17 protein-coding genes are annotated in these 23,150 nt (G+C 52.6%); 5 read left to right on the plus strand and 12 right to left on the minus strand.

Annotated elements, in window-relative coordinates:
- Positions 1-258: 258 nt before the first annotated feature.
- From NX782_RS14550 to NX782_RS14565, 4 genes are all read left to right on the plus strand, one after another.
- The gene (locus NX782_RS14550) at positions 259-1,626 is read left to right on the plus strand and encodes a tyrosine-type recombinase/integrase (RefSeq protein WP_258846187.1); all 1,368 of its coding nucleotides are present in this window, start codon (positions 259-261) and stop codon (positions 1,624-1,626) included.
- A 300-nt stretch (positions 1,627-1,926) separates the two neighbouring features.
- Positions 1,927-2,439 (plus strand): hypothetical protein, encoded by a 513-nt coding sequence (locus NX782_RS14555; protein ID WP_258846188.1) that lies wholly within the window; start codon positions 1,927-1,929, stop codon positions 2,437-2,439.
- An 83-nt stretch (positions 2,440-2,522) separates the two neighbouring features.
- Entirely contained in the window at positions 2,523-2,855 is a 333-nt protein-coding gene (locus NX782_RS14560; protein ID WP_258846189.1) for a hypothetical protein, read from the plus strand.
- Position 2,856: 1 nt separating this feature from the next.
- Positions 2,857-3,840 carry a site-specific integrase gene (locus tag NX782_RS14565; RefSeq protein ID WP_258846190.1) on the plus strand — a complete coding sequence of 328 codons (984 nt, stop codon included), beginning with the start codon at positions 2,857-2,859 and terminating at the stop codon, positions 3,838-3,840.
- A gap of 68 nt (positions 3,841-3,908) precedes the next feature.
- Here NX782_RS14565 and NX782_RS14570 read toward each other — a convergent pair whose 3' ends face one another.
- The 12 genes from NX782_RS14570 to NX782_RS14625 all read right to left on the minus strand — a co-directional run bounded on the left by NX782_RS14570 (position 3,909) and on the right by NX782_RS14625 (position 22,230).
- Entirely contained in the window at positions 3,909-4,760 is an 852-nt protein-coding gene (locus NX782_RS14570) for a hypothetical protein (protein WP_258846191.1), read from the minus strand.
- On the minus strand, positions 4,757-6,544 hold the full coding sequence (locus tag NX782_RS14575; protein ID WP_258846192.1) for an AAA family ATPase: 1,788 nt from the start codon (positions 6,542-6,544) through the stop codon (positions 4,757-4,759). The genes NX782_RS14570 and NX782_RS14575 overlap by 4 nt, the downstream gene beginning before the upstream one ends.
- A gap of 1 nt (position 6,545) precedes the next feature.
- Positions 6,546-8,534 carry a restriction endonuclease subunit S gene (locus NX782_RS14580; RefSeq protein ID WP_258846193.1) on the minus strand — a complete coding sequence of 663 codons (1,989 nt, stop codon included), beginning with the start codon at positions 8,532-8,534 and terminating at the stop codon, positions 6,546-6,548.
- Positions 8,534-10,351 carry a class I SAM-dependent DNA methyltransferase gene (locus NX782_RS14585; RefSeq protein WP_258846194.1) on the minus strand — a complete coding sequence of 606 codons (1,818 nt, stop codon included), beginning with the start codon at positions 10,349-10,351 and terminating at the stop codon, positions 8,534-8,536. The genes NX782_RS14580 and NX782_RS14585 overlap by 1 nt, the downstream gene beginning before the upstream one ends.
- A complete protein-coding gene (gene hsdR / locus NX782_RS14590; protein ID WP_258846208.1) occupies positions 10,348-12,780 on the minus strand; it encodes an EcoAI/FtnUII family type I restriction enzme subunit R in 2,433 nt (810 codons plus the stop codon). The genes NX782_RS14585 and hsdR overlap by 4 nt, the downstream gene beginning before the upstream one ends.
- Before the next feature lie 848 nt (positions 12,781-13,628).
- Positions 13,629-14,372: a hypothetical protein gene (locus NX782_RS14595; RefSeq protein WP_258846195.1), complete on the minus strand. Its 744-nt coding sequence runs from the start codon at positions 14,370-14,372 to the stop codon at positions 13,629-13,631.
- Between the two features lie 727 nt (positions 14,373-15,099).
- Entirely contained in the window at positions 15,100-16,827 is a 1,728-nt protein-coding gene (locus NX782_RS14600) for an RNA-directed DNA polymerase (RefSeq protein ID WP_258846196.1), read from the minus strand.
- Complete coding sequence (locus NX782_RS14605) at positions 16,824-17,696, minus strand: hypothetical protein (RefSeq protein WP_258846197.1); 873 nt, start codon at positions 17,694-17,696, stop codon at positions 16,824-16,826. Before NX782_RS14605 ends, NX782_RS14600 begins: the two co-directional genes overlap by 4 nt.
- A 302-nt stretch (positions 17,697-17,998) precedes the next feature.
- A complete protein-coding gene (locus NX782_RS14610) occupies positions 17,999-19,030 on the minus strand; it encodes a restriction endonuclease (protein ID WP_258846198.1) in 1,032 nt (343 codons plus the stop codon).
- A 271-nt stretch (positions 19,031-19,301) separates the two neighbouring features.
- Positions 19,302-20,501 (minus strand): phage/plasmid replication protein, II/X family, encoded by a 1,200-nt coding sequence (locus NX782_RS14615; RefSeq protein WP_258846199.1) that lies wholly within the window; start codon positions 20,499-20,501, stop codon positions 19,302-19,304.
- Positions 20,502-20,867: 366 nt separating this feature from the next.
- Positions 20,868-21,839, minus strand: a complete 972-nt coding sequence (locus tag NX782_RS14620) for an AAA family ATPase (protein ID WP_258846200.1) — start codon at positions 21,837-21,839, stop codon at positions 20,868-20,870.
- A gap of 10 nt (positions 21,840-21,849) precedes the next feature.
- Entirely contained in the window at positions 21,850-22,230 is a 381-nt protein-coding gene (locus NX782_RS14625) for a helix-turn-helix transcriptional regulator (protein ID WP_258846201.1), read from the minus strand.
- Between the two features lie 194 nt (positions 22,231-22,424).
- On the opposite strand from NX782_RS14625, the gene NX782_RS14630 reads away from it, so the two are divergent.
- A partial coding sequence (locus NX782_RS14630; RefSeq protein WP_258846202.1) for a hypothetical protein occupies positions 22,425-23,150 on the plus strand: 726 nt, incomplete at its 3' end.

Here is a 23,150-nt window from a genome sequence, read left to right on the forward strand (position 1 = left end):
GTTTCTAAGTTAGATCAGCGAAGACTACACCTAAAATTCAGACGGGATTCTAGATATACTGTTCTAAAAACTATTAATTACATGAGAATAACGTCGTATTATTTTTCAATTGTCTAATAGCATCTAGCGCCGTCTAAATACCGATCTAAGTAACTGATTTTAAAAAGCTTTTCGTCTATATTGATGCATTGACGTCTGATAACGTCGCAGCTACGATGTGTAGCTAAGTGTGTAGTCAGCGACAAACAAAGGACGGCAATGAAACAAAAAGGCAACGTAAAGGAGAGGCTGCAAACTCTCCAGTTACAACATTGGCTACGAACAGTACACGGCGGAGGAATCCCAAGTATCAAGAATCCAGAGACAGGAGAGGTAGTTGAGCTACCGATGCCGCTCGCCCGTTCTGATGGAGGCGGCCTCACGTTTACGCTCTCATCGTCCGGCACCGCGACGTGGATTCTACGTTATCGCGTGGCTGGGCGGGCGAAAGAACTGACGATAGGCAACTTCCCCGACATCAGTCTGGCCGAGGCCCGGAAAATCGCCAGGGAAAAGCGTGCGGAGATCGACAAAGCCGGCGATCCCGCTGTGGACAAGCGGCGCATGAAGGCATTGGCGTTGCAGGATTGGACGGTTCGCCAACTGATCGACGACTATCGCGAAAAAATCCTGAGCGAGTTGGGGGAAAGCACGCAAAAAGGCTATGGCCGCAGCTTGGTCCGAATTCGGAGCCGCCTCGGCTCGTATGCGGTGGCTCAGGTGTCGTCACTGGATATAGTGGAGATGGTGGAGTCCGTTGAGGCTCCCTGGAATGAGTCGCGTATGCTCCTGACCACTGCACGGATGCTGTTCAAACATGCGGCGGGACGAAAGCTGGTAGCTGCTAATCCTTGTGTTGGAATAGATCTGAGCGCACTGATGGGCAAGCGCCCGGCAACCCGGCGTCGGCTAATGTTGAGTCGGGAAGAGCTGGGACTGGTAATGCGCGCCGAACTGAACAGGGAAAACGCGCTCGCAGTCCGGTTGCTGTTGGCTACCGCCGTACGTTCCAGTGAACTGAGAACCGCTAAGTGGTCTCACTTCGATTTTGATCAGGATGTGTGGAGTATCCCCTCGTCAAAGACAGGGGCTGGTATCCAGATACCTTTGACCGCCCCAGTAAAGTCATGGCTTCAAGAACTGAAACAACGCTCAGGCGAATCCGAGTTTGTCCTGCCTGTTCGGGGCGATTACAAGAACGCTTCCACCAAAGGCGACAGGCCGATTAACCCGAACACGATTGCGGCTGCCATAGAGTTCTGGTTAACAGAGTACAAGCCTGCCGTGCGGCGGTTCACACCACATGATCTCCGGTCTACAGCCAAAAGCCACATGCGGGCACTGGGCGTACCTAGAGACATCACTGAAATGTGCCTTAATCATAAGCTGTCCGGTATCGAAGGTATCTACGACGTTCATACCTACTTTGAAGAGCGCAAGGAGGCGCTGACGATTTGGTCAGATTTTCTGACTGAGGTTGAACGCGAATGCGCTGGCAGTGAGTCTCGCGCTGTCATACCGATTTCCCCGTGCTTGGCGGCGGTGAAACCGGTACGGCGACCGGTGATAGCAACCGAGCAAGTTTAACGGCAGGCTCGGCGTTTAAACGGTCGGGCCAACAAACCAGTGGCGGTGAAGGCCCAGATAGTCCAACACTTGTCGCCCAAATCTCGCGCAAAGTTATAAAGTTATCAAAATATCTACAAATGATGGTAAAATATTGCTGCTGAGCTACGTTTTCAGTCAACCGTACAGCCAGTAAAGCACAGCCATCTTAGTGCGCTAGTCGCACGCTATCCGAAACATTTCCCCATCTAGATTTATCGCTCCCTGACGGGATGGCGATGGCATGGCCGTGCACGTCCTAACTTAACCATTGGAGTCATCATGACCGTATCTATCCCGACCACCGTTACCTCGACTGCGGTAGGCTTTCAGCCGGCTTTCAAGCCAGTTACAACAAAGGACAGGCACGCCTGCGCCCTTGCAGCCGTCGCTACCCTTGCGTCTACGACACTCGAAAATGTCTGGCAAAAAGCGGAAGAGCTCGGTCTACCGAAAACCGGCCCCTACGCCCATGTGATTGACGGCGATTTCTTGGCAAAGCTGCTGGCTCAATACTCGTGGGTCGCAACTGTTTGGAAAGCGTGCGAAAAGCCGTCGCAACTCCCTGACTTGTGTATGGTCATGGTCGACTACGATCCTGAATGGGAGGTAGGCCGCTATGGTGTTTTCCATCGCGCTAAGGGCAGTCACGACGCGAAATTTGTTGAGTATGTAATCGATCCGACGGCTAGCGCAGATCGTCTCGTGAGGACCGATCTGAACGTGCTTGTGCCGAGTTGGTACATCGGCGTACATCCAATGGGGAAAACGCCAAACACTACAGCGAAGAAATGACTTAACAGGTCAGGCATCGAAACCCCAGGTACCGGACGGTTTCTACCGTCCGGTCTGCTTTTGTGCGTCCACAAATATCTATCATGACCAAATCTAATCAAGCCAACAATAGCGATCACTGCCGCTTTGCGTCAGCGCGCAGTGCTCCACTGTTTCCGCTCGGCCGAACGGTTGCGACTCCCGGCGCTTTGGCGCTGCTCGATCATGCTGGAGTCAATGCTTCGACCCTGCTCATACGACACCAGAACGGAGACTTTGGAGACTTGGACGAGGCGGATCGCGTTGCCAATGCCAATGCAATCCGCAACCACACTCGGATACTTTCCGCATACGTGCTAAGACGTGGCTTACGTATCTGGATTATCACCGAAGCGGATCGTTCCGTGACGACCTTGCTTCTTCCTGAGGAGTATTAGGATGAGGGTCGATCAATCAATGCCGGCAGCCAGCACCAGCACAAAATCGTCCAGTGTGCAGAAACCGCTCAAAACGGCTCAGGCTAAGCCGTCGGCGCTTGTGGCTAGCTATGCCGCAGCCGCTCAGTCGAATGCCACCACGCGCTCATACGACGCGGACGTTCGCCATTTCAAACAGTACGGCGGCTCGATACCGGCAACGCCGACGATGGTTGCCGAGTACCTTGCGAATTTCGCTGGCATCCTGGCAGTTAGTACGCTACAGCATCGTCTAATCGCTATCCATCGCGCTCATACTGATCAAGGGCTGCCATCGCCTGTAACCAATAGTCTAGTGAAGCGCACAATGCAGGGAATTCGTCGCACCTTTGGCATAAAACAGCGCCGCGTTACGGCCCTCGTCAAAGACGATCTCCTGGAGATGATGATCCACATCGATAAGCAAATGACCATGAGGGCGGCACGCGACAAGGCACTAATCTTGGTTGGGTTTGCTGGCGCCTTTCGGAGGTCTGAACTCGTCCGGCTTCGATATGAAGACATCACCCAGTACGACAGCGGCATGGAACTGTTGATACGTCGTTCTAAAACCGACCAGGAGGGGGCTGGGCGGACTGTGTTTATACCCTATGCTCATGGTAACCGTTGCCCGGTCAAGATACTGAAGCGCTGGCTAGCGCTCGCAGACATCGAAAGCGGCCCACTTTTCCGGCCGATCAATCGACACGACCAAATAGTCGGCACCAAGGCGCTCACACCGCAGTCCGTAGCGTTGATCGTCAAAGCTTCTATGCGGATGGTGGCCGGCGACGAAGCAGCCAAGATGGTGGCAGGGCACAGTCTGCGCGCCGGCTACTGCACAGAGGCTGCGACGGTGGGCATGCCAGCTCATATTATCCAAGAAACCACAGGACACCGCTCGTTGACTGTTCTCGCCGGCTACATCAGACCGGTAGCCAAAAGGAAGATTCCAAGCCTTTTATAGGTTTGTGAAAATTCCTTGAGCATGAATCTACGAGGCTGAAAGGCTCGAAGTTCGGTTGTATCGCGGCTTCACCCAACTAGGCGCGAAAGTTGCGAATCGTTACGCAAGCGGACGCACCATTTCGCAACAGCCGAAAGTTCTGCATCTGGCCTGGTCAAGCAGACTATTTCGCGAGCTGTTGCTTTCAATCGCTCACGGGCCGCGGCGGACGTTCGTGAATCTGATAACGCTTGTAGATATTTGTTGATTAGCTTTGTAGTATTCTGCCAAACCTTGCGGCGCTCCTCAGCCAACGCTTTGTGCTCAGTGAGTTTAAGCCGCTCCACTGTGCGCTTCACCCTTACATGTTCCCAGCGTTCAATACCCGGTGCAGGAATGGCTTTTCCTTCCTCGTCGAACGCCAGCAGCGTAACGTCATAGGCATTCGTCGGATCGAGAAAATGGTGTACTTCATCCCCTTCGCAACGATGGGTATACGTGGAATATTGGGAACCATACCGGAGCGGAAACCAAACACCCTTCTTTCGATTAGGTACGTTGCCGGCGATGCGGAAGTTCATATAGTCGAAAGCTAGCCACCAATAGCCGTCACGTACGGCCCCCTTGATATTGCGAGCAGCCTTCTTAGGACGGAAGTGTTCAACGTCTAGATGCGATGCAATGTCGCGAGCTTCGGTAAACCAGCACTTGCCGCCAGACAAGGCCAGCAACCAAGGTTTCAGTTTCCCCCAATGGTCGCCACGTTTGTCGATCAGTTCATTACGCTCGTCGATCTTCCCGGCGGCATTGAGCGTTGCGAGTTTTGCAACTAAACTCCTTGTTTCAACCAACCATGCATCCCAATCGGCTTGGGACCACCGGATGTCAGCGGGCAGGTCTGCGTCAGTGGGAAGCTTGTTTTCAAGATCGATGAAAATCATTCGGCAGCCTCACGCAGAATTTCATCGATGACGGATTCAGCAATAGCGTCCTGCTCGGCTTGCTCCTCAGGCGTAAGCACTGGCTTGCGGAAGCGGCGGTGTTGCGCCATCTTGCGCACGAATAGTGCGTAATCGGGATCACGGAAGTCGGCGGTTGAAAATCCCAAATCGGCCAACTCTGCAGAAAGCCGGCTCAACTCAGCATCTTCCTCGACCGTACGCGACGCTTTCACAAACAACTCATTCCGCCTGAAAAGGCGTCGCTCAGTTTCAATGTCCAGCGTGGACGACAAGCCGAACAGCTCGCTTTTCAGTAGGCCGGTCACGCCCATCCCTTGCGGGTGTTCATCCGGCGTATCCACAACCGTTCGTTTGCCGTCGCGGCGCAGGATATGCACCTGTTCGCGCTTGAGGCTGCCGACCATCATCGGGTCGTGGGTGGTTATGAGGATCTGGGATTGCCCGACTGATGTATCGAAAGATCCTGCATCAAACGCATCGCTGTCGAACCCGCCCTTATGGATATCTCCTAAAACCCCTTCAATGTCATCAAAATAACGCAGCTTCCAAATCGGGTTCAAGTGGGTATCTGGTTCATCGAGTAAGAACAGGCAATGATTTTCGCGGGTGATGCGCATGAGGCCTAGCACGGTGAGCATTTGCAATTCGCCTTCGGAAAGCTGGGTAAAACTTACCTTTCCACCGTGCTCGTCGCGCTTCTTGACAGTGATGCGTACTTCCTCAATCAGGTCTCCTATGTAAGCGCCTTCGGCATATCGGAAGAAACTGTCAGTGCCACCAACCAATTCGCCGAGCTGCTTGAGCTTGTCCTGGGTCGGCACAAATAAATAAAGCTGCTTCTGTTTCTCGCTACGACCACGAAAATCGATTTGTATAGTCGCTTCATGTTCAATTGGTGCCCAGGCCACTTGCCAAAGCTTGTCGAGAAACTCGCTTACCACGTTGCCACGTGCATACCAGAAACGTGGGTCGCCCTCATTAAGTTCATGCTCGTCGAATTTTCCGCTCCGACGTTTTTCGCGCAGGCGATGTGGTTCTTTCAACACAAATAGAGCAGACTCCAGCGATTCGATGTGCAGGTTTCTCAGTACCTTCTGGAACACTGGATCGTCGGAAAGCAAACACGCCAGAAGCACCAACTGGCTGTGCCCACCACGGCAATAGAACAAGCGGCGGAGGCGATCATCACCCGCGTGCTTCAGTCGCGACTCGCGACGGCGTTTAGCCTCTTCCATGGCACGGATATCGGCCTCAGAGCCCGTGAAGTTCTCCAACAGTCGCCCAGATAGCACCTCGTCAGTAGTGATTTCCTGGCGCTGATTGAAGCGGCGCTGATGCTCGTGAAACAATGCTTCAATACGCTCATTGCGGCCCGAATAATAGGCAAAAATGTGCGCAGGTAGCAGCTCCCGGTTCTTCAGTAAATGACCTTGCGACTCGGCTTTGTCGTCCACCCAAACAAAGGGGCGCTTCTGTTTGACTCTTTCTGCTTCGATGCGCACCACATGGCCGCGAATGCTGTACTCCAACGTGTAATCGAACGCCGCTTCGCGGTCCAGATCCAGATCGCGGAAGATTGTGATCACCGCTTCGATTAGGTTTGACTTGCCAATGCCATTCTGGCCTATCAATACGTGGCTACGGATGAGCTTGGGCAGCGCATCCGCTGACGCGCTTGAAGCGGGCTGCAGATGCGAGTCGAAGGTGATTTCGAGATCACGCAGATTACGGAAAGTCGGGATGCAGATGCGCTGCAGTTGCATATCAAGCTCTTACCGCGTCGGCTGGCTTTTCACGCATCTCAGCGACAGCGGGTTCCAATATCCAGCCGTGTGCCACCTCGATTTTCAACTGCGCGTAAAAGGCGTCGATCTCACCGCCGAAGCGCTGCCACAAATCCTTAGCGCTCATTTCGCCGCTGTGGCGAGCAAGGATGGTCGCCAGCATGGCTTGATCTTTGATACCGGGCGCAGTGCCCAAGCGCAGTGGGGCGACTAGTTCGGTTTGCGGGGCTTTCATGGGTTCCTCTTCTTGTTCGATGGCAACGCCAGTGATTGCTGAAACAGCCACGGCTGCAACTTGCTCCGCCAAACGTAAGCTCTTGCTTAGACGCTCGCTGTAAGCGTCGACGACTACCATGAACGCTTCAATCTTTTCCAGTATTCGCTGCTGCTCTTGAATCGGCGGTAGTGGGATAGTAATTGAACGAAGTTTGTCCTGCGAGATATTCATCTGGCTATCCGCCATGCCGGACTTCAATCGCTCAACAATTCGGCCGGGTTCACCAGCAGACAAGCAAAGAGCCACAAAACGAGGATTGATAAGGTCGCCAACGATGTGAAATCGGATTAGTTTGTCGGAGATCATCAATTTCGGCGGCGCAGAGTCAACCACGCAACAAATACCCACGCGATTCTTTGGGCCTGCCCGGGTAATCAAAATGTCCCCTAGTTCAATTTGATATTGGGGCCGAGGATCAAGCGAAGCAGGCAGCTCCTTGTGCTCGTGCGGAAGAAAACGCAAAACTTGTACTGAAGTTGTTTTTAGTACGCCCCATTTGCTCTCGTCGTCGCGAGCATTTGGCAAACACGCTGGACTCCAGCCTGCATCAATCGTGGAAATCGCATCATCCAATGTTATGGACTCCCAATGCAGGGGCAATGTCGTTTCTTCTAGCTCCTCTGGCTTGACGTGCTTCTTTCGAGAGAAGGAGCCGTCTGCTATCCCACGTTCTTTGGCTGCCAGAATCTTAGACTTCAGGACGGCCGCTGGCTCATCAAGTTCCTCTGGATGACTTAAATACCCTGATACAGCAAGATCAAGAACGGCCTTTCGTAAGTCAACAACATCTCCCGGCGCATGAAATAGCCGCCCGAAGTTATCGGCCAGGCGTGCCCAGGTGGTCTGCAGTTCGTACGGGCTGGCGGCGCTGGCGACTGCTTGTAGGCTGGACTGGCGCAAATTGTTTTGCAGTTTGCGGCGGGCCTGTTGCTGCGCTTCCAGCGTGTCGCACAAGGCCATCAGCTCATCGACTTTAGCGACAATGCGGGATTGTTCGATGAAGGGCGGGAACGCGAACAGTGCCTCTCGCGCCGAATCGGTACCTAGTCGTGGAAGATTCATCCCATAAGTCGAGCCATCAGCATAGGCGATGAAGTAGGGCGACTTTAAATACCAACGTAAGTACTTAGCGTCGATGTTATCGAAAAATGAGATCGGATTAATCTCAGTTGTACATACCCCCGGCGAGTCCGCAATCAGGACTTTGTCGAGGTAAGGACGAAGCTTCCCGTAGAGCACAGCACCAGCTGGAAATCCGTTCTTAGTACTCTTGAACTTGCGCTCGCGTGCAAAGACCTTCGACAGAAGCCTTGAGGTGCCTTTCTCAATATCCTCTAATTCAAGCACCCAAGTATCTTCGTTAACGTCCTCGAACTCAACCTTGGGCGCATCGCCATAGTTGGTAACTGAACCCAGACGTGTCCAAGCCCAACCTTCTGGCAGCGCCCACGGCTGATCGCTTGACGCGACGGGCCTTGGAGCAGGTTGCCGCTTGAGAACCTTTTGTGCAACCAAGGACTTCTGGCGTTTCTTGTTGGCCTCGATCAGCTCAAGTGCGCTAGTGTCATCTGCAACGCGCTCAGTAAGCCGCGCAGAAATTGCGAGCTGTAGAACTAACTCACGCAGCTTGCTAACACCGCCCGGAGCATTGGCTATATGCCCAAACTCCGTTAAAAACTGTTGCGCATCCATCAGGCGTCCTCACCGACAAAGTGATGCGCCAGCGCGGCAGCCAGTTCGCCCTTCAGTTGGTTTTCGGTATCTTCAATCTCACCCAACATCTTTTTGTATTTCTCGAGCAGCAGGTCCGGGTCGTGAGTTTCTTCTTCCGGTGCGTTGGGGTTTTTGATGTCGAGGTTGAAGATCGGCCAGTAGATGCGGTCGCCCGCTACCTGCGCATCACGTGCTTGCAGGCGCAGCGGTTCGGCTCTGGCGCGCAGCTCGGTGATTTGGGCGTCGATCTTTTCGCGGTAGGCGGCGTCGGTGCTGCCGACCAGGCTCTTGCGCAAGTCGCCTGCTTCGCCTTCCAGTGCCGCGGCTTGGTTGTTCAGGTCTTCGGCACGTTGCCAGTGTGGCCTAGCAAGGTTTTCGGCCTGCTCGCGTTTGATTTTGAAATCAACCTTCCAGGCGAATTCGCTTTCCACGCGGTCAGCAAAATCATTGCCTTCATCGCCCCACCATTCTTGCTCCAGCTTGAATTCTTCCAGCCGGATGGGCTTCGTTTTGGAATAGCTCTTGTAGCCCTTTGGATAGGGATGCTCGAAGAACCAGATGGTGTCGGTGTGGAAGTGTTCGGTCCCGTCGTCCACCGTCGCGCCCTTGGTGAAGAACAGTAGGTTGGTCTTGATGGTGGTGTAGGGCGCGAACACGCCCTTAGGCAGGCGGATTATGGTATGCAGTTTGCAGTCGCGCAGCAGCAGCTTTTTCAGCGTGCCCTTGATGCCGTCACCAAACAAAAAGCCATCGGGCAGCACCACGGCGGCACGGCCGTTTTCTTTCAGTAGCTTCTTGATGATGAGGGCCATGAACATGTCGGCTGTTTCGCGGGTGCGCAGATCGGCTGGGTAGTCGCCGCCCACCGTGTCATCCTCGTACCCACCGAAAGGCGGATTAGTGATGAGGCAATCGACCTTGCTATTGGCGTTCCATTCGTTCCAGCCAATGCCGAGCGTATTACGGTGCTCGATCTGGCTGGGCACGTCGATGCCGTGCAGCAGCATGTTGGTGGTGCACAGCAGGTGGGGCAGTTGCTTCTTTTCGATGCCGTGGATCAGCCCTTCAATGGCGCGTTTGTCTTCGGCACTGGATTTGGTCGAGAGTTGATTTCGGAAGTGGTCTATGGCGGCGGTCAAGAAACCGCCAGTGCCGCAGGCCGGGTCCATCACGGTTTCGCGCTTTTCCAGACGCGGGTTGACTTGGGCTGCCATGAAGGCAGTTATGGCGCGCGGGGTGTAGAACTCGCCGGCGTTACCGGCGCCACGCAAGTCGTTGAGCATTTGCTCGTACACATCGCCCAGGCTTGCCCGTGTTTTGAAGTCGTGGAAGTTGATGGCGTCTTCCAGCTTTTCGATCACGGCCAGCAATTGCGGGCCAGATTTCATGTAATTGTTAGCGTCTTCAAAAACTTGTTTGACGACCTTGTGCTGCGGGCTCTTGCTCGCATCGATCTGGTCTTTGAGTGCGGGAAACAGTTCGTTGTTGACGAAGGGTACCAAGTCGCTCGCAGCGATCTGGGGCTTCTTCTTGCCATCGGCATCCATGATATAGGCGGCCCAGTTGCGCCAGCGATAGGGCTCGGGCAGCGGTGACTGATACTCGGCGTTGTCGTCTTCCCATTCTTCCTCGCGCTGGTCGAACACCTTAAGGAAAAGCATCCAGGTAAGCTGGCCGAGACGTTGGGCGTCGCCGTCAACGCCGTCGTCCTTGCGCATGATGTCTTGAATGGACTTGATGGTGCTGCTTAGATTCATTGCATTTTTCTCGTATCGTTCGGCTTGAGAAGTGCTCACGCCTGTTTCTGTTCAGGTAGGTTGTAGAGCGCTTTTTCAAGCTCATGTATTGCTTGGGTGTATTGTTCGACGCTGCCGAAGATGCCGCGCCGGATTTGCGTTTTGCTGCCGAATTGATCAAACGGCGGTAGCTCTAACACTTTGGCGTCTTCAATGTTTTGAACCCCGTGGTCTGCGAACTTGTCAAGCAAGGCTTCAAGCACGGCGCGGGCTTGCTCGCCGTATTTACCGAACACATCTCGCTTCTTCACGTTGTTAGCACGCTCGCGGCGCGTGAGCGGTTTTTGGTCGAAAGCCACATGGGAGACCAGATCAAAGACATCGAGTTCGCTGCCGTTGGCAACGGCCTGCTGCAGGATTTCGAGCGGTACGCCGTGCTCGGCCAGTTCATCCAGTACCGCCTGTTTGCGCTCAGCACTATCCCAACGGCGCAGGAAGTCGACCATTGTACCGAACTCGGCTTGCAGCGCTTTTTTGATGTCATCCTTAAGCAAAACGCGGTAGTCCTCGGTAACGAGCTTACCGTCGGCATCCAGGTACTGTGAGCGCTCGACAGCCACCCGCACATTGACATCGTCGATAAAGTATTTAGTGCGGCGTTCGCCTCTACCCCCACCGCCCCGGTTACCGTCTATGTCTTCGCCATTGGTTGCGCTAGGCTCATCCGGTGACGGATCGGGTTCGTCGGCACAGGGTGGAGTCGTATCTTCTGGTGGCACCACGGGTTCATCTGGCTTGGGGTCGTAGATTACTACCGGTTCGCCATCGAAATCCGGGTCCGCGAAAAGGCGCGTGGCACCTTTAAAGTCCATGATAGTGAAGTACAGCTTCCGGTAATCCTCACGCAGGCGTGTGCCGCGGCCAATGATCTGCTTGAATTCAGTCATCGAGTTGATGTTCTGGTCCAGCACGATGAGCTTGCAGGTCTTGGCATCAACCCCGGTAGTCAGCAGCTTGGAGGTGGTTGCAATAACGGGATAAGGCTCATCGTTGTCGATGAAGTACGAGAGCTGCGCCTTGCCTTCAGTATCGTCGCCGGTGATGCGCATTACGTAGCGGCGATTGCTAGCAGCGGCCGGGATGAGCTTCACTAACTCTTGTCGCATGCGCTCGGCGTGGTCTTGGTCGTCGCAAAAGACGATGGTCTTGGCCATTGGGTCGGTAGCTTTGAGGTACTCCCACACCTTGCTGGCAACGAGCTTAGTACGCTTTTCCAGCACTAGATTGCGGTCGAAATCTTTGATGTTGTACTGGCGTTGCTCAACCGTCTGACCAAGTTTGTCGATCTTGCCTTTTTCAGGGGTGTAGCCAACGGCATCGACATCGGTGGCGATGCGGATTACCTTGTAGGGAGCAAGAAAGCCGTCTTCAATGCCTTGTTTAAGCGAATAGGTGTAAATCGGTTCACCAAAGTAAGTGGCGTTGCTGATTTCTTTAGTTTCTTTCGGCGTAGCCGTCAGGCCAATGTGCGTGGAGCTGCTGAAGTATTCGAGGACCTCCCGCCACGCCGAATCGTCTGCGGCACTGCCCCGGTGGCATTCGTCAACGACAATCAAATCGAAGAAGTCTGCCGGGAACTGTTTGTAAATTTGCTTCCATTCTTCCTTGCCGGTGACTGCCTGATAAAGCGCCAAGTAGATCTCGTAATTCTTCTTGATTTCGCGATTGCCGACTTTATGCATGACCTCGCCAAAGGGTGCGAAGTCTTGCTGCATAGTTTGGTCGACGAGGATGTTACGGTCGGCTAAAAACAAAACGCGCTTTTTGGCCTTGGCCTTCCACATGCGCCAGATGATCTGGAAGGCTGTGTACGTTTTGCCAGTACCAGTGGCCATGACCAGTAGTACGCGTTGTTGGCCCTTGGCGATAGCTTCGACGGCCCGGTTAATAGCTACACGCTGATAGTAGCGCGGTTCGCGGCCACTGCCGTCGGTGTAGAAGGGTTGCTCAATGAGCTTGACGGCTTCGGGTGCCGCCAGACCTTTCCACTGTTGGTATAGCGGCCAGAGATAGTCCAATGAAGGAAACTCGCTGAGCTGGATCTCCCGTTCGACAGGTTGAGTAATACCCGTGCGGTCATGAACCAGAAAACCATTGCCATTACTGCTGATTGCGAAGGGGGCATCCAACATCTCAGCATAGACCAGGGCCTGCTGCATGCCATGCCCAACGGAGAACTTGGCCTGCTTTGCCTCGATCACTGCAATTGGAACGTTCGGTCTGGCGTAGAGCACGAAATCGGCACGCTTGGGCCCTCCTTTGACATCGGGATTCGTGACACGTGTAGCGAGTTTGCCTCGCACCGTTACACGACCGTCTGTGAGACTTACTTCCTCGCGAAGCTGGTGCTGCTGCCAGCCCGCCTGCACAATTGCAGGGGTAATGAACTTGGTGCAGATATCGCGCTCACTGAGCGGGTATTGGTCCATGTCGGGCATTCTTCTTCCTCGTGCTCTTTTCTTCGACAGCGCCGTCCGTAAATATCTGGTCGACAACGTCAGACACTTGAAACTTTAACAACGATGTGCGGCGGTGGCAGGAAGCTCGTGGGAGATCCAGCGACGGTCGATCTCATATACGCCCAACTGCACAGCAATCTGTTTGACGGCCAAGGGTCGAAGACATGTCTTTACTTCAACAGACGATGTTTGGTGTGCATTAATCGACCTAACCGTAAACGTTGCAGTCTATCACCTTGAATAGTGGTACGCGAGTGGCCAGCAGGAAAAGCCCTCTATCGGCGGGCTCTGCTGTCGCCTCGGTGCGCCTTGGGTAGGAGTAGAAATTTTGCATCTCAACACATAGGTAGAAACACCTGTGCTCAAAGTATCGCCAGTTCTCAGTTGAGAAGGTGAGGGGGAGTCGACTGCGACGGCGAATCACGATGGAAGTTAACGAGCCAAAATGCCAGTCATAGGATGTTCAATCGGTTGTTTGAGGGGTTAGCGTGCGAGCAAAACGGCTTTAAGTCGCTGACCATTCAAAAGCCACCATTATCGATAGTTAGTGACCCTGGATTCAACTACAAAGTTTGCTATAAAATTCATTGTGTCACCGGCCTTTCTAAGTACTTGACCGGAAATAAATGCGAATTTTGGCAAACGGAACCAATGCGGTGCAAAGCGGAGGGTGCTTGCTGCGCGCGCACTGCAAGCACGAGTCAACGCAGCAACCCGCTGGTTCTAGCCGCTAAAAACACATCTATTTCTGGGAGAGTACTTACACACGAAAATAGCCGTTTATGTACAAAGGCATCCTCTTGTACGCTATCAAAATATTAAGGCTTCGAAAAACGATATTCAAGTACGCTGCCATGAACCCATATCAATGCAGCGGGCAGTATCCAGCATATCAGCACGATTGCCGCCATGTCAGCCGATGTGGCGGCCACTAATACAATACCCAATACTGCTTCGAAAAAAACGATAAGAAAAGCATTCCCGTGCTCGCGTAGATGGCGATAGGACTCTTTGTATTCTTGACTGGCCAAGTCCGTCTTGGTTCTGGCTTTCGTTAAGTCAGTATAGTATTTGTGCGAGATCTCTCCATTCTTCAATAGCGAGAAGGTGAGCGGTACGGCTTGCACGAATATAACCAGAGCAAGTGCAGTAGTGGATAAGATATCTACATTGTTAAAACTGCTAAAAATCCGAAATCCGGTCGCCGCGATCAAAATGAGTACGCATGAGCCCCCCAAGATCCAGTTAAAACTCGTCCTGTCTTCACGCAAAAAAGCTGCTCGCGACGCATGCAGAACTAGAATGGGAGCACTGGAGATATAGCAAAACGCCAACCCCATTGCTCCTAACAAGATAAGCAACTGCATATCGAGTTTCGAAATATCCGTAACTCCAGGTAGTATCAGATTAGACAAGCGCGAGGTTTTCGCGTTATTAAGATATAATAAAACGGCGCCGCCAATAACAGTCCCGACAAAATATCGGATAATATACACTTCCCACCAGCGATTATTCGTTGTCTTGAATTCTGGATCTGCTGGACTGGTGCTTGAGGTACTCATTGCGCGCCTTGTGTGTTAGTGTTGCGGAATCATACACGATTAACGCTGCAATAAGTTGCCAGGGTTAAGTGGTCGGCCATTTTTTGCTGTCAAAGTCGATTTAACAATGCAGCATGAGCTGAGCGATGAAGCACTTGGAACTGTCCGAACATGAGCAATGCACGCTGCGTGAGATGGGCGTTTTTCCATCCGAGGACACAGAGGCGGCCCTTAACGGATTTCGGTTAAGCGAGGGATTCACCCTTCAAAAGAACGGTGACGAGTTTGGTGTGCATTCGAACAGCGTGGAGTAGTGGCGTCAGCGCTGGGGCACGTCTGGGCTGACCGGACTGTATGAAGGGCATCATACCCGCGGGCCGAGAAAGTGGACGTCCTGGCAGCAACAGGGCCTTGGCGAACTCGCACAATCCGAAGGCGGGACCGTGCCGCATTGCTGCGCCAGATTGAGGAAAGCCGAGACCATGCACCATCATTGAGAACATGGCCAAACGGCCCATTCAGGCAGCCTCGAAACCTGGCCGCTTTGCCACGGGGGGGCCTAGCGCAGCAGCGATGAACGACCATCTCTAAATGAAACAAGCAACTCGGCTGATCAAGTGGCTGTCTATGAGACCGAAGATATGAGGGCTCGAGGATCGGCCTACCCTAACAGTACGCCGCTGTAATGTTAGCAGCGAAGTTATTGACGAGTTATACGAACTATAATGATGTGCTATCGATATCGCTATCAATAGTCGGAATCTTGCACTTGATTTATCACGTCAAACGCAAGCGATTCGTCCCAATCAAAAACAGAGGTTAAAGTTTCAGAATGCCTCGCGCTCGCTGATACGCCGTGTAGACATGCTAGCTCTAGTAACGACGCATCAGAATCTGCACCCATAAGGTCGGGGCCTTTCCCGCCCCATACAGCTAAGCGGTTCAAAGCATCGTCCGAAGGAGCATCGACAGTTATACCGTTGAAGCGCAAGATTGCAACACCCTGCAAGCATTCCGGAGTCCAATTCTTTATTTGGCAAGACACAGGTAGCGCGCTTATTGCAAGGACTTGCGCAGCAGACTGAACGGCATTCGTGCCAAGTGGGACCAGTTTTGTGACATCGCGAGTTGCCACCGAGTACAAAATAATCGAAAGCATACGCAGTTCGGGGATCGTGCCTAGTGACTTGCTAAACTGAAGCAGCATCTCTGCGGATCCGATGTAAAGCAGCCGACCTGCAAAAAAACGGAGTTTCGGAATCGCGCGCTTCCGGGTATAGCGATTTGAACTAGTACCAAGCTCTACCAGGGCTGCAAGAGCTCGACCGTATTGCTCGCGCAACACATGTGCATTCTGAATCAAACGCTCGGCGTCGTTCCTCTTAATGACCTTGAGAAGCCACGGATACCTGGTAATGCGGGCACGCAGTTTGATTAACCAGGGAGCGGTTCGCACATCTAGATCGTATGAGGGCAGGGGAATGCGGAAATCTGCTGCAAGGAATCGATCCGCCAGTGAGTGGCGCGCTGCAGGCTGCGTAACGATTAACTGTTTTAGACCTCCCACGAAATTTGCCCACTCCTTACCATAATCATTGTCTAAGTCGGCTGCCCCTTCAAGCCATTCTACTGATGGCACTACGAAATCTTTCTCCTGGTCTTGATCGTGCAGGTGCAGGTCTAATGAAGCTAGCAACTCCGTAAGTTTTTTTCGACCTGTCGCAACCTGCTCGTTCGATCCGACAAGGACAACGTCATCTACATAGCGGAAATATCGATTCGGGAACAAATTAACCATATGGTCGTCCACCGTTCGCATCACTAGATTTGCAATCAAATGGCTGAACATAGGTCCTGTTAAAACGGCGCGGCTTTCTTGAGTCTTCGTAGCAACATTGAGATGATCTGCAAGAAGTTTTAACCCAAGGTCACGCCATTGTGGCAGGAGATGCGAATCGAGGCAGGCCTGGTTCCAAGCTTCCAGGGCTTTGTAGGAAGGAATTGAGGGATAGAACTTCTTAATATCAGTATAAAAGACTACTGAATTTGGATTATCTGTGCACGCCTCGCGTATTTTCTCGTGACGGCGGCGAAAGCCATCGAAATAAGGTACATACACCCCTTGTGATTCGCCTCCCATTGCTAAGTGATAGCTAAAAACGCATGGGAGAGGAGTAAACGCGGCGTGTTCCGCACATTGCGCAAGCAATGCTGCTTCAGCAAACGCTTCGTTTGGGCCCGGTATAAAGATGTTACGGTGCAAGACTACGTCGTCCCCAATGAAGTCTTTGAAGTGCTTCGCCTTGAAGTATGGCGCCTCGGTTCTAGCCCGCACCAGATGCGTCGCAACTTCCATTGCCCATCTGTCGCGCGATGCGCAGACATTCGCAAAGTAATATCGCAAACCTAAATAGGCAATGACGTCACGGGATCGATACTGATTTGTCGCCCTTAGAGCGAGAATTTCTGGCCTCATTCGGACGCCCCATTATTACGAAGATCGAAGCGCTGCACGACCAGATTTACTTGAAACTGCTGTTCTTCACGAAGTGGGTGCTGAGTTTCGGCTGCAGTTATCCCTAAATTCTCAATAGTGAATTCATTGATTTCTTCTGCATTCATTTTGGCGCCGAATTTTAACTTAAACCAGCTTAGTAGTCGACCAAAGAACCCCCCGTCCTTGTTCAGAACTGAGTTAGTCTGAGGCTCTATCCATATTGCTACGCTTTGCTCATCACGGCTATGCACGAATAGCGACTCAAATTGTGGGGCCGCGTCCTTCCATTTCCCGGTATTGCTCAAGAAACCTGAGAAGTTCGCGAGGACCAATGCGCGGGCGGCGCAACCGTCACCCAGTAATGTTAATCGTTTAATTAAATCAGCAGTCGAAAATTTACAGAGAGCGTCCCATGAGTGGAACTCGTGCGTTACCCAAATTGCCTGCTCATTTAGCTCTGTCATAATATTGTTTAAGCCTTCGCGGGCATATTGGCGCGCAGACTCCGACAATTCTCCGCCGACTAATTTTACCCTCAAGGGATAGCGCGGCACTCGTCCGCACTTGCGCAACTCTGCGATTGTGGAAAGGACGCTCAAAGCTGCGGCACCGGAGCCGCATGGGACATCGGCCATGAGCACATCACCCCCAGAAAAGACCCGAGCGAATGCGTCCGAGACATTTGAAAGATGTGCGTGTGGATCAAGCATCGCAAGCTGTACGCGTGCACACGAGCCGCTGAATCTCCAAGCTAAGTGCTCATCAGTGGATTTTTTATCAATTCCGCCTATAACACTTACCGGTACTGCTTGTGTTGCGAGATCAGCAACGCCGGCCAGCTCAAGCATGTGTTGCCAAGCCCCAACGAGACTTGGTGCGAGGTGTAGATGAGCTCGCGCTTTATCCCATAGTGAGCTAGGGATGTCTTCACCTCTGATCAGCCTGCGGTGGCTCACGCAAGGGCTCGCTTCAATTTCCCCTCCGGGTTTTCATCATCGATAACCGTCTTTAAAGAATTTCCATTGAGACATATTTTACCATTTTGTCACCTGCAGAGCCGTGGAAAGTGATGGTTTTCCGTGAATTGCGCGACCCTTAGCGCGACTCGATTGGCTGAACAGCCGTCGTGTGGCTTGGGGGAGCGGGTATTTCAGTCAGGCGCGGCGCTTGGCGAAGGTTCAGGTATATAAACTCTGCGTAATGGAATTAGGCCTTTGTACCTTGAGTCCAATTGCTCATAATGTTCTAGTACGAGCGCAACTAGGTCGTCGCCATCGATAAGCCGGAGGTTGCTTTTACTGCGAGCAAATTGGATTGCTTGGTTTGTAAAATAGCCAAGCGTGACAAAAAGTCCAAACTCGTTAGGCGCAACCTTGCCGTACAGCTGGGAAATCGTTGGATCGCCAATGCTCCCCTCTGTACTTTTGCATTGTACTTTGATGATAGGGGGCTCGAAACCAAGCTCGTCTTTATGCGCAACGATGTCGATGCCTCCGTCAGGTCCCTCGGCGGAAACCCGCGTGCGATAGCCCATCGTCTGTAAGATATTTGCAATAAAATGGGAAAAAGGATGGCCTTTTGTTTGTTGCGCTAAAATTTTAAGAACAAAGTCACGTGTATTTTCCTCAATGTCTTGGCTGATCTCTGCCACCGTAACATCGTTTGTCACAGACACTGGTGGCGGCGGTTGCTTTCCATTAATCGCTGCCCAGTACTCATCGGCATAGTTTTTTATTACAAAGACTGACAATGCCGAGCCGATTTCATAAAGCGCGCCCTGGGAGAAATGGGATCTGGGGATAGCTTTAAGCCAAGAAACTTGTCGTCGCTGCGGATACCCAGGTTCGGAGCTTAGATCGTATTTGTAGGGGCCGACAATACGCCCAAGATGGATCAGCTTAGATTTTTTCGACGGGTAGGCAACGTAATCGCCTTCGCGCATCTCATGCACAAAGCGGAACAGCTGACCTGCCGACGTCGGTACAGTTCCAGGTTTTTCTTTTGCAGCTACAGGATAGACTTGCGCATATCGCTCTTTGAACGATTCTCTTTTGTTTGGCATAACTTTGAGATCACCCATCTCATGCCATCCTAGGGAAACAACGTTCTGATGCAAGAATAAAGACTCTGCATCGCCAGTTTTGCCGGCGTGGATTCCCCACAGAATTGGATCATGGTTCATAGAACTCCGTATGCTAGTTGCTGACGCCGTATGTAAGATGGCTCCGGACGCGGCCGCTTATGCGTCCGTTAAGTATCGCATGTCAAGCCGCTTTCTCAACGATAATCTTAGGCGCTTTGGTGCCGACCTGTTCTCGTGAACTATCAGCGGAGTAGAACCGTCCGAGCCATTGGCGAGCACTGTTTTAGCTCTATCACGGCGGACGGATACGTAAACGGTACGTGTTGACGGATCGGTTTCTTAAAGGTCGTCGAACTTCAAGCACATCGCGCTAATGTGTTGACGCAAGCAGGTTAGAAGTATTCTCGTATGGGTCCACGTACATAGCTGATATGCCGTGAAAGCCGTTCGCCCGGCAGTGGGCCTTGAACTCCTCAACCATGTCACGCTGGTAGAACAGCGCAGGATCAGCGCGTATTGCGGCGGGCACCGGGACAAAGTTCTCGATTCGGAGGATCTCGCCCAACTCGACATGGTGGTTCAGAGTGACAGGAGAGGGCGCAAGAACGTTAATGCCATAGTCGCGCTTGATGACCCGGTGATGACTGCGCAGCAACCCTTCGTTACCGTTGAAGATTGAACGTACGTCAGTGCCGGCCTGCCAAAGAGCTACCGTCGTTCGATACGGCGATCTGATCTTCCATAAGTCTGCCTGCGACAGTAGCCGACGCAGACCTCCGTGTAGTTCGTATTTACTGAGCAGTCTACTAAACATTTCTGCCATCACATGAGGTGGCAGCATCGAGGGCATGACTGGCGTGTTTCCAAACAGGCGCTTCAGCTGTTTGAGGCGAAAAACGCCTTCAAACCGCAAAGTGCTGCTTGCGAAACTCATCAGGTCCACAGCATTTTGCGTGCTGGGAAGCTCCAGAGCGCGGCGGCTTTGCTTCATCTCGACTGCCTTGTCGTAAGCCTTGAGCGTTTCAAGCTGCGAATGCTGGTCAAAATAGACGGACTCGTTCGGGTAAATGCTGGTTGCGACATTTGCACGCAGCCCTGCAAACGCTAGTGCGTTGATAACTGCACCGAGGCGTAGATCACCCGGTATTCTTAACGGCACCGCGACGTCGATGCGGGTCGTTTCGATATCACGGCCTTGCATGAATTCTCTGGGGCGGAAAACGCTGTCGAGGTGCAAGCGATGTTGGCGTCGCACCGCGTCAAGCATGGAAAAGGCTGTCATAACAGCATCACCGGACGAAACGATGTTGTGGTCCAAGTACTGCATCGAGTTGCTGCCTTCAACGAGCAACTGGCTGCTGGCTTTGATGGTCCGCACGCGCATAGACATGTGCTTTCCGGATTCTGAGCGCAGATTGCCTTTGGCCCAGCCATAGTCGTCGACGGTATGTGGGTCATCGCTGACCCTGGCGAAGGCTTTTGGCAACTTGAGGTTAGGTACGTTCTCGACACGTAGGCCCATCGTGTCGATCATCAAGCATCCCGCTAAGTGGTCACGTTTCGTGTTCATTCTGCTCTCATTTTAGGTGTGCGGCTCCAGCCGGCAGCGGCTAGCGTTAGCCAACAAGTCGGCAGGTATTGGCTATAACAATATGAACAGTTAGGCTAGTTACTGGTTACTTGCTGACGATGACGTGAGGCACGCGCTATCAGTAGTCTGTCTCGCTGACAGGCTGATAGGTCTGCCATGGGTACATGTGCAAGTAGTAGGCCTTCGAGCTTGTTTACTGTTGTCAGTTTGTATGGTATGACGGTGGCCAGTTGAGCTAACGGCGAGTACAGCGTGGCGGCAGGGCGGTCCTGTTTGCCATCGTTGCAACGTTGCAGGTGTATAGCGTATGCAACGGTGCAACGAGGTCTTGCGTGCTGTGCCTGTTTATTCGTCGTCTGCTTCGCTGGATGTGTTCGATGCTTCCGGTGCCAGTTTCTGTAACTCGCGGTATTTTTTAAAAAAGCGGCTGACTTTTGCTGTTGAGAATCCTAGTTGCTTGGCGATTGCCGTCATGGACATGTTGGCTTCAGCGAGCTCGATCATCTGAATTTCCTGCGGTGATTGGTTCGAGCCAGCTAGATAAAACTCAAAATCGAAGCCTTCGCCATCGCTCGAAATCGAGCACTCGTACATCGGACGCAGCTCGGGGATATAGTCCCGTAGCTTGCTGTGATAGACGGAAAAACGCGTCTCATCACGGCCACTCCGGGACGGAAGTGAACTGAGCAGAATCGAGTAGTCCAGCAGATCTTCATGCACGCTTGATCCGCGTTGCTGTCCGTTTTTTCCTGCGTGATGGATCAGCAAGACCGCTATCCCTAGCAGTCGCTTCTTGATGAGCCAGTTTTTGATCACTGCCCACGCGTTGCTGTCCTCTCGACCTCCGCTCGTCCACGCAGACAGGTTGTCCACAATGAGCAGCTTCGTTGCAGGGCGGATGAGGCTGTCAATCTTTGCCTGGCCTTCCTCGGTGTCGAGAGAGCCGATGGGGTCGCCAATGTAATCCCGGCTGACTATATGAAAATTAGTTTCAGCTCTCGCGCGTGACGACGGAAAGGGGTCTTTTGTGTGAAGGAGCCGAAAGCGCTCCTGCACTCCAGTAGCTCTCATTTCCCCATCTAGGTACGTCACTGCAGTGCTGCGGCCGACGCCCCAGGGTAAGAGCGTCTTTCCGGCGGCAACTGCATATGCAAAGATCATTGCGTTCCACGACTTGCCGCCACCCCTGGGACCAGCGATCATGCCGATAGATTTTTCGAGGATCATCTTTCCGAGCAGTTCGTTATCGGGTGGAAATTTGAGCTCAAGGAATGCGCCGAGTGCGACGCTTCCCCGCCGTTTTTCACGAATAGACATAGTCACCATTTCACAGGGGTTGTTCGATCAGGGCCGCAACGAACTGAGCCAGGTCTATCTTTTTGCCGGTGCGGGACATCAATGCCTTCGCTGCTAACAAAGCGTCAACTTCAGCTTCTACCCATGCCACGCTCCTACTTGAGATGCGAACGGGGGGTACAAAGACTTTTCGTTTCACGTCGCGCCAAAGCGTCGAAACACCAATTGCCGATTTCTCAGCAGTGCGATCTGCCTTGATGAACCCGCGTGTTTTGGAAGCCTGGGCCACCCGGATCAGTTCGATGAATTCCGGAGGTAGCGTTTTGAGCGTCGGGGTTAGATCAGGTATGTGTTGCGCTACCCCTTTTTTGTAGCCTCTTGCCTTCGGTACCAACGGCTCAAGTTTGTTCACTTTTGCTCCTATGTAGATGTCAGCAGATGTCGATTGACAGGATGAATTTTCACACTTGGAGTTACTCACATAAACGGCTTAATAAGATGAAGACATCACGCAGAAATACACAAAAAGGATTTATCTTTTTCCGGTAAGATGGCATTTTTACGTTAAAAGGATGCAGCCATATTCTGCTGCACCAAGGGGAAGGAATGAATACGAAGCAATACGCGGATTTGGTCGTCTTAGACCAAGGTAAGAGACCTAACTGGATGGACGTAGCTGCCTATCCGAACAACGAAGACTGGAGCTATAAGCGGTGGGCGTGGTACTTCCTGCAACGGAACCCGAAGTACCAGGCAGTATCGATTACAACGGGGCCAAAGAGCGGGGAACGTGCTGCGACGTTTGGACGAACTAGTCTGAAGCCGTACAAGGCGCCATATACCCACGCAGATGATGGGAAAAAGTGCTGGCTTGCCGAGCGGATCTCGAGCATGGACGGTTGCCACACTGCATCCGGAAAGACAGTTACTTATGATCTTAAACCTGGAGGAGTCGCATTTGTGATTGACCTAAGCCGGACGGTCGGTGCGGGCCGGGCAGCTATAGCAGCAATGCTCGCGGACGCACGTAGTAAGCTCGATGACGAACTTAGCAAGTTTGAAAGGGAACTGACGAAGTCTAGCAGTGACTTGCCGGAGATTAAGAAGCCAAGACGCAGCAAGTTGCTGCAACGACTTCGCATGTGCGATGCGATGTGGAAGAGAGCAACCGACGACGAATTGATTCGTGTGTTCTACCCGGGTTATTGTGTGGACGGGATGCTTCCGACTGGCTACGAGCGTGCTCAGGTCATCAGAAAAATCCGTGGGGAGCAAAAGGCAGCAATTACGATGATGGAAGGGGGATATTTGGAGTTAATTCCACTTCATTAC

Origin of the sequence: Massilia norwichensis (assembly GCF_024753245.1) — a bacterium.
Taxonomy (GTDB): domain Bacteria; phylum Pseudomonadota; class Gammaproteobacteria; order Burkholderiales; family Burkholderiaceae_D; genus Telluria; species Telluria norwichensis.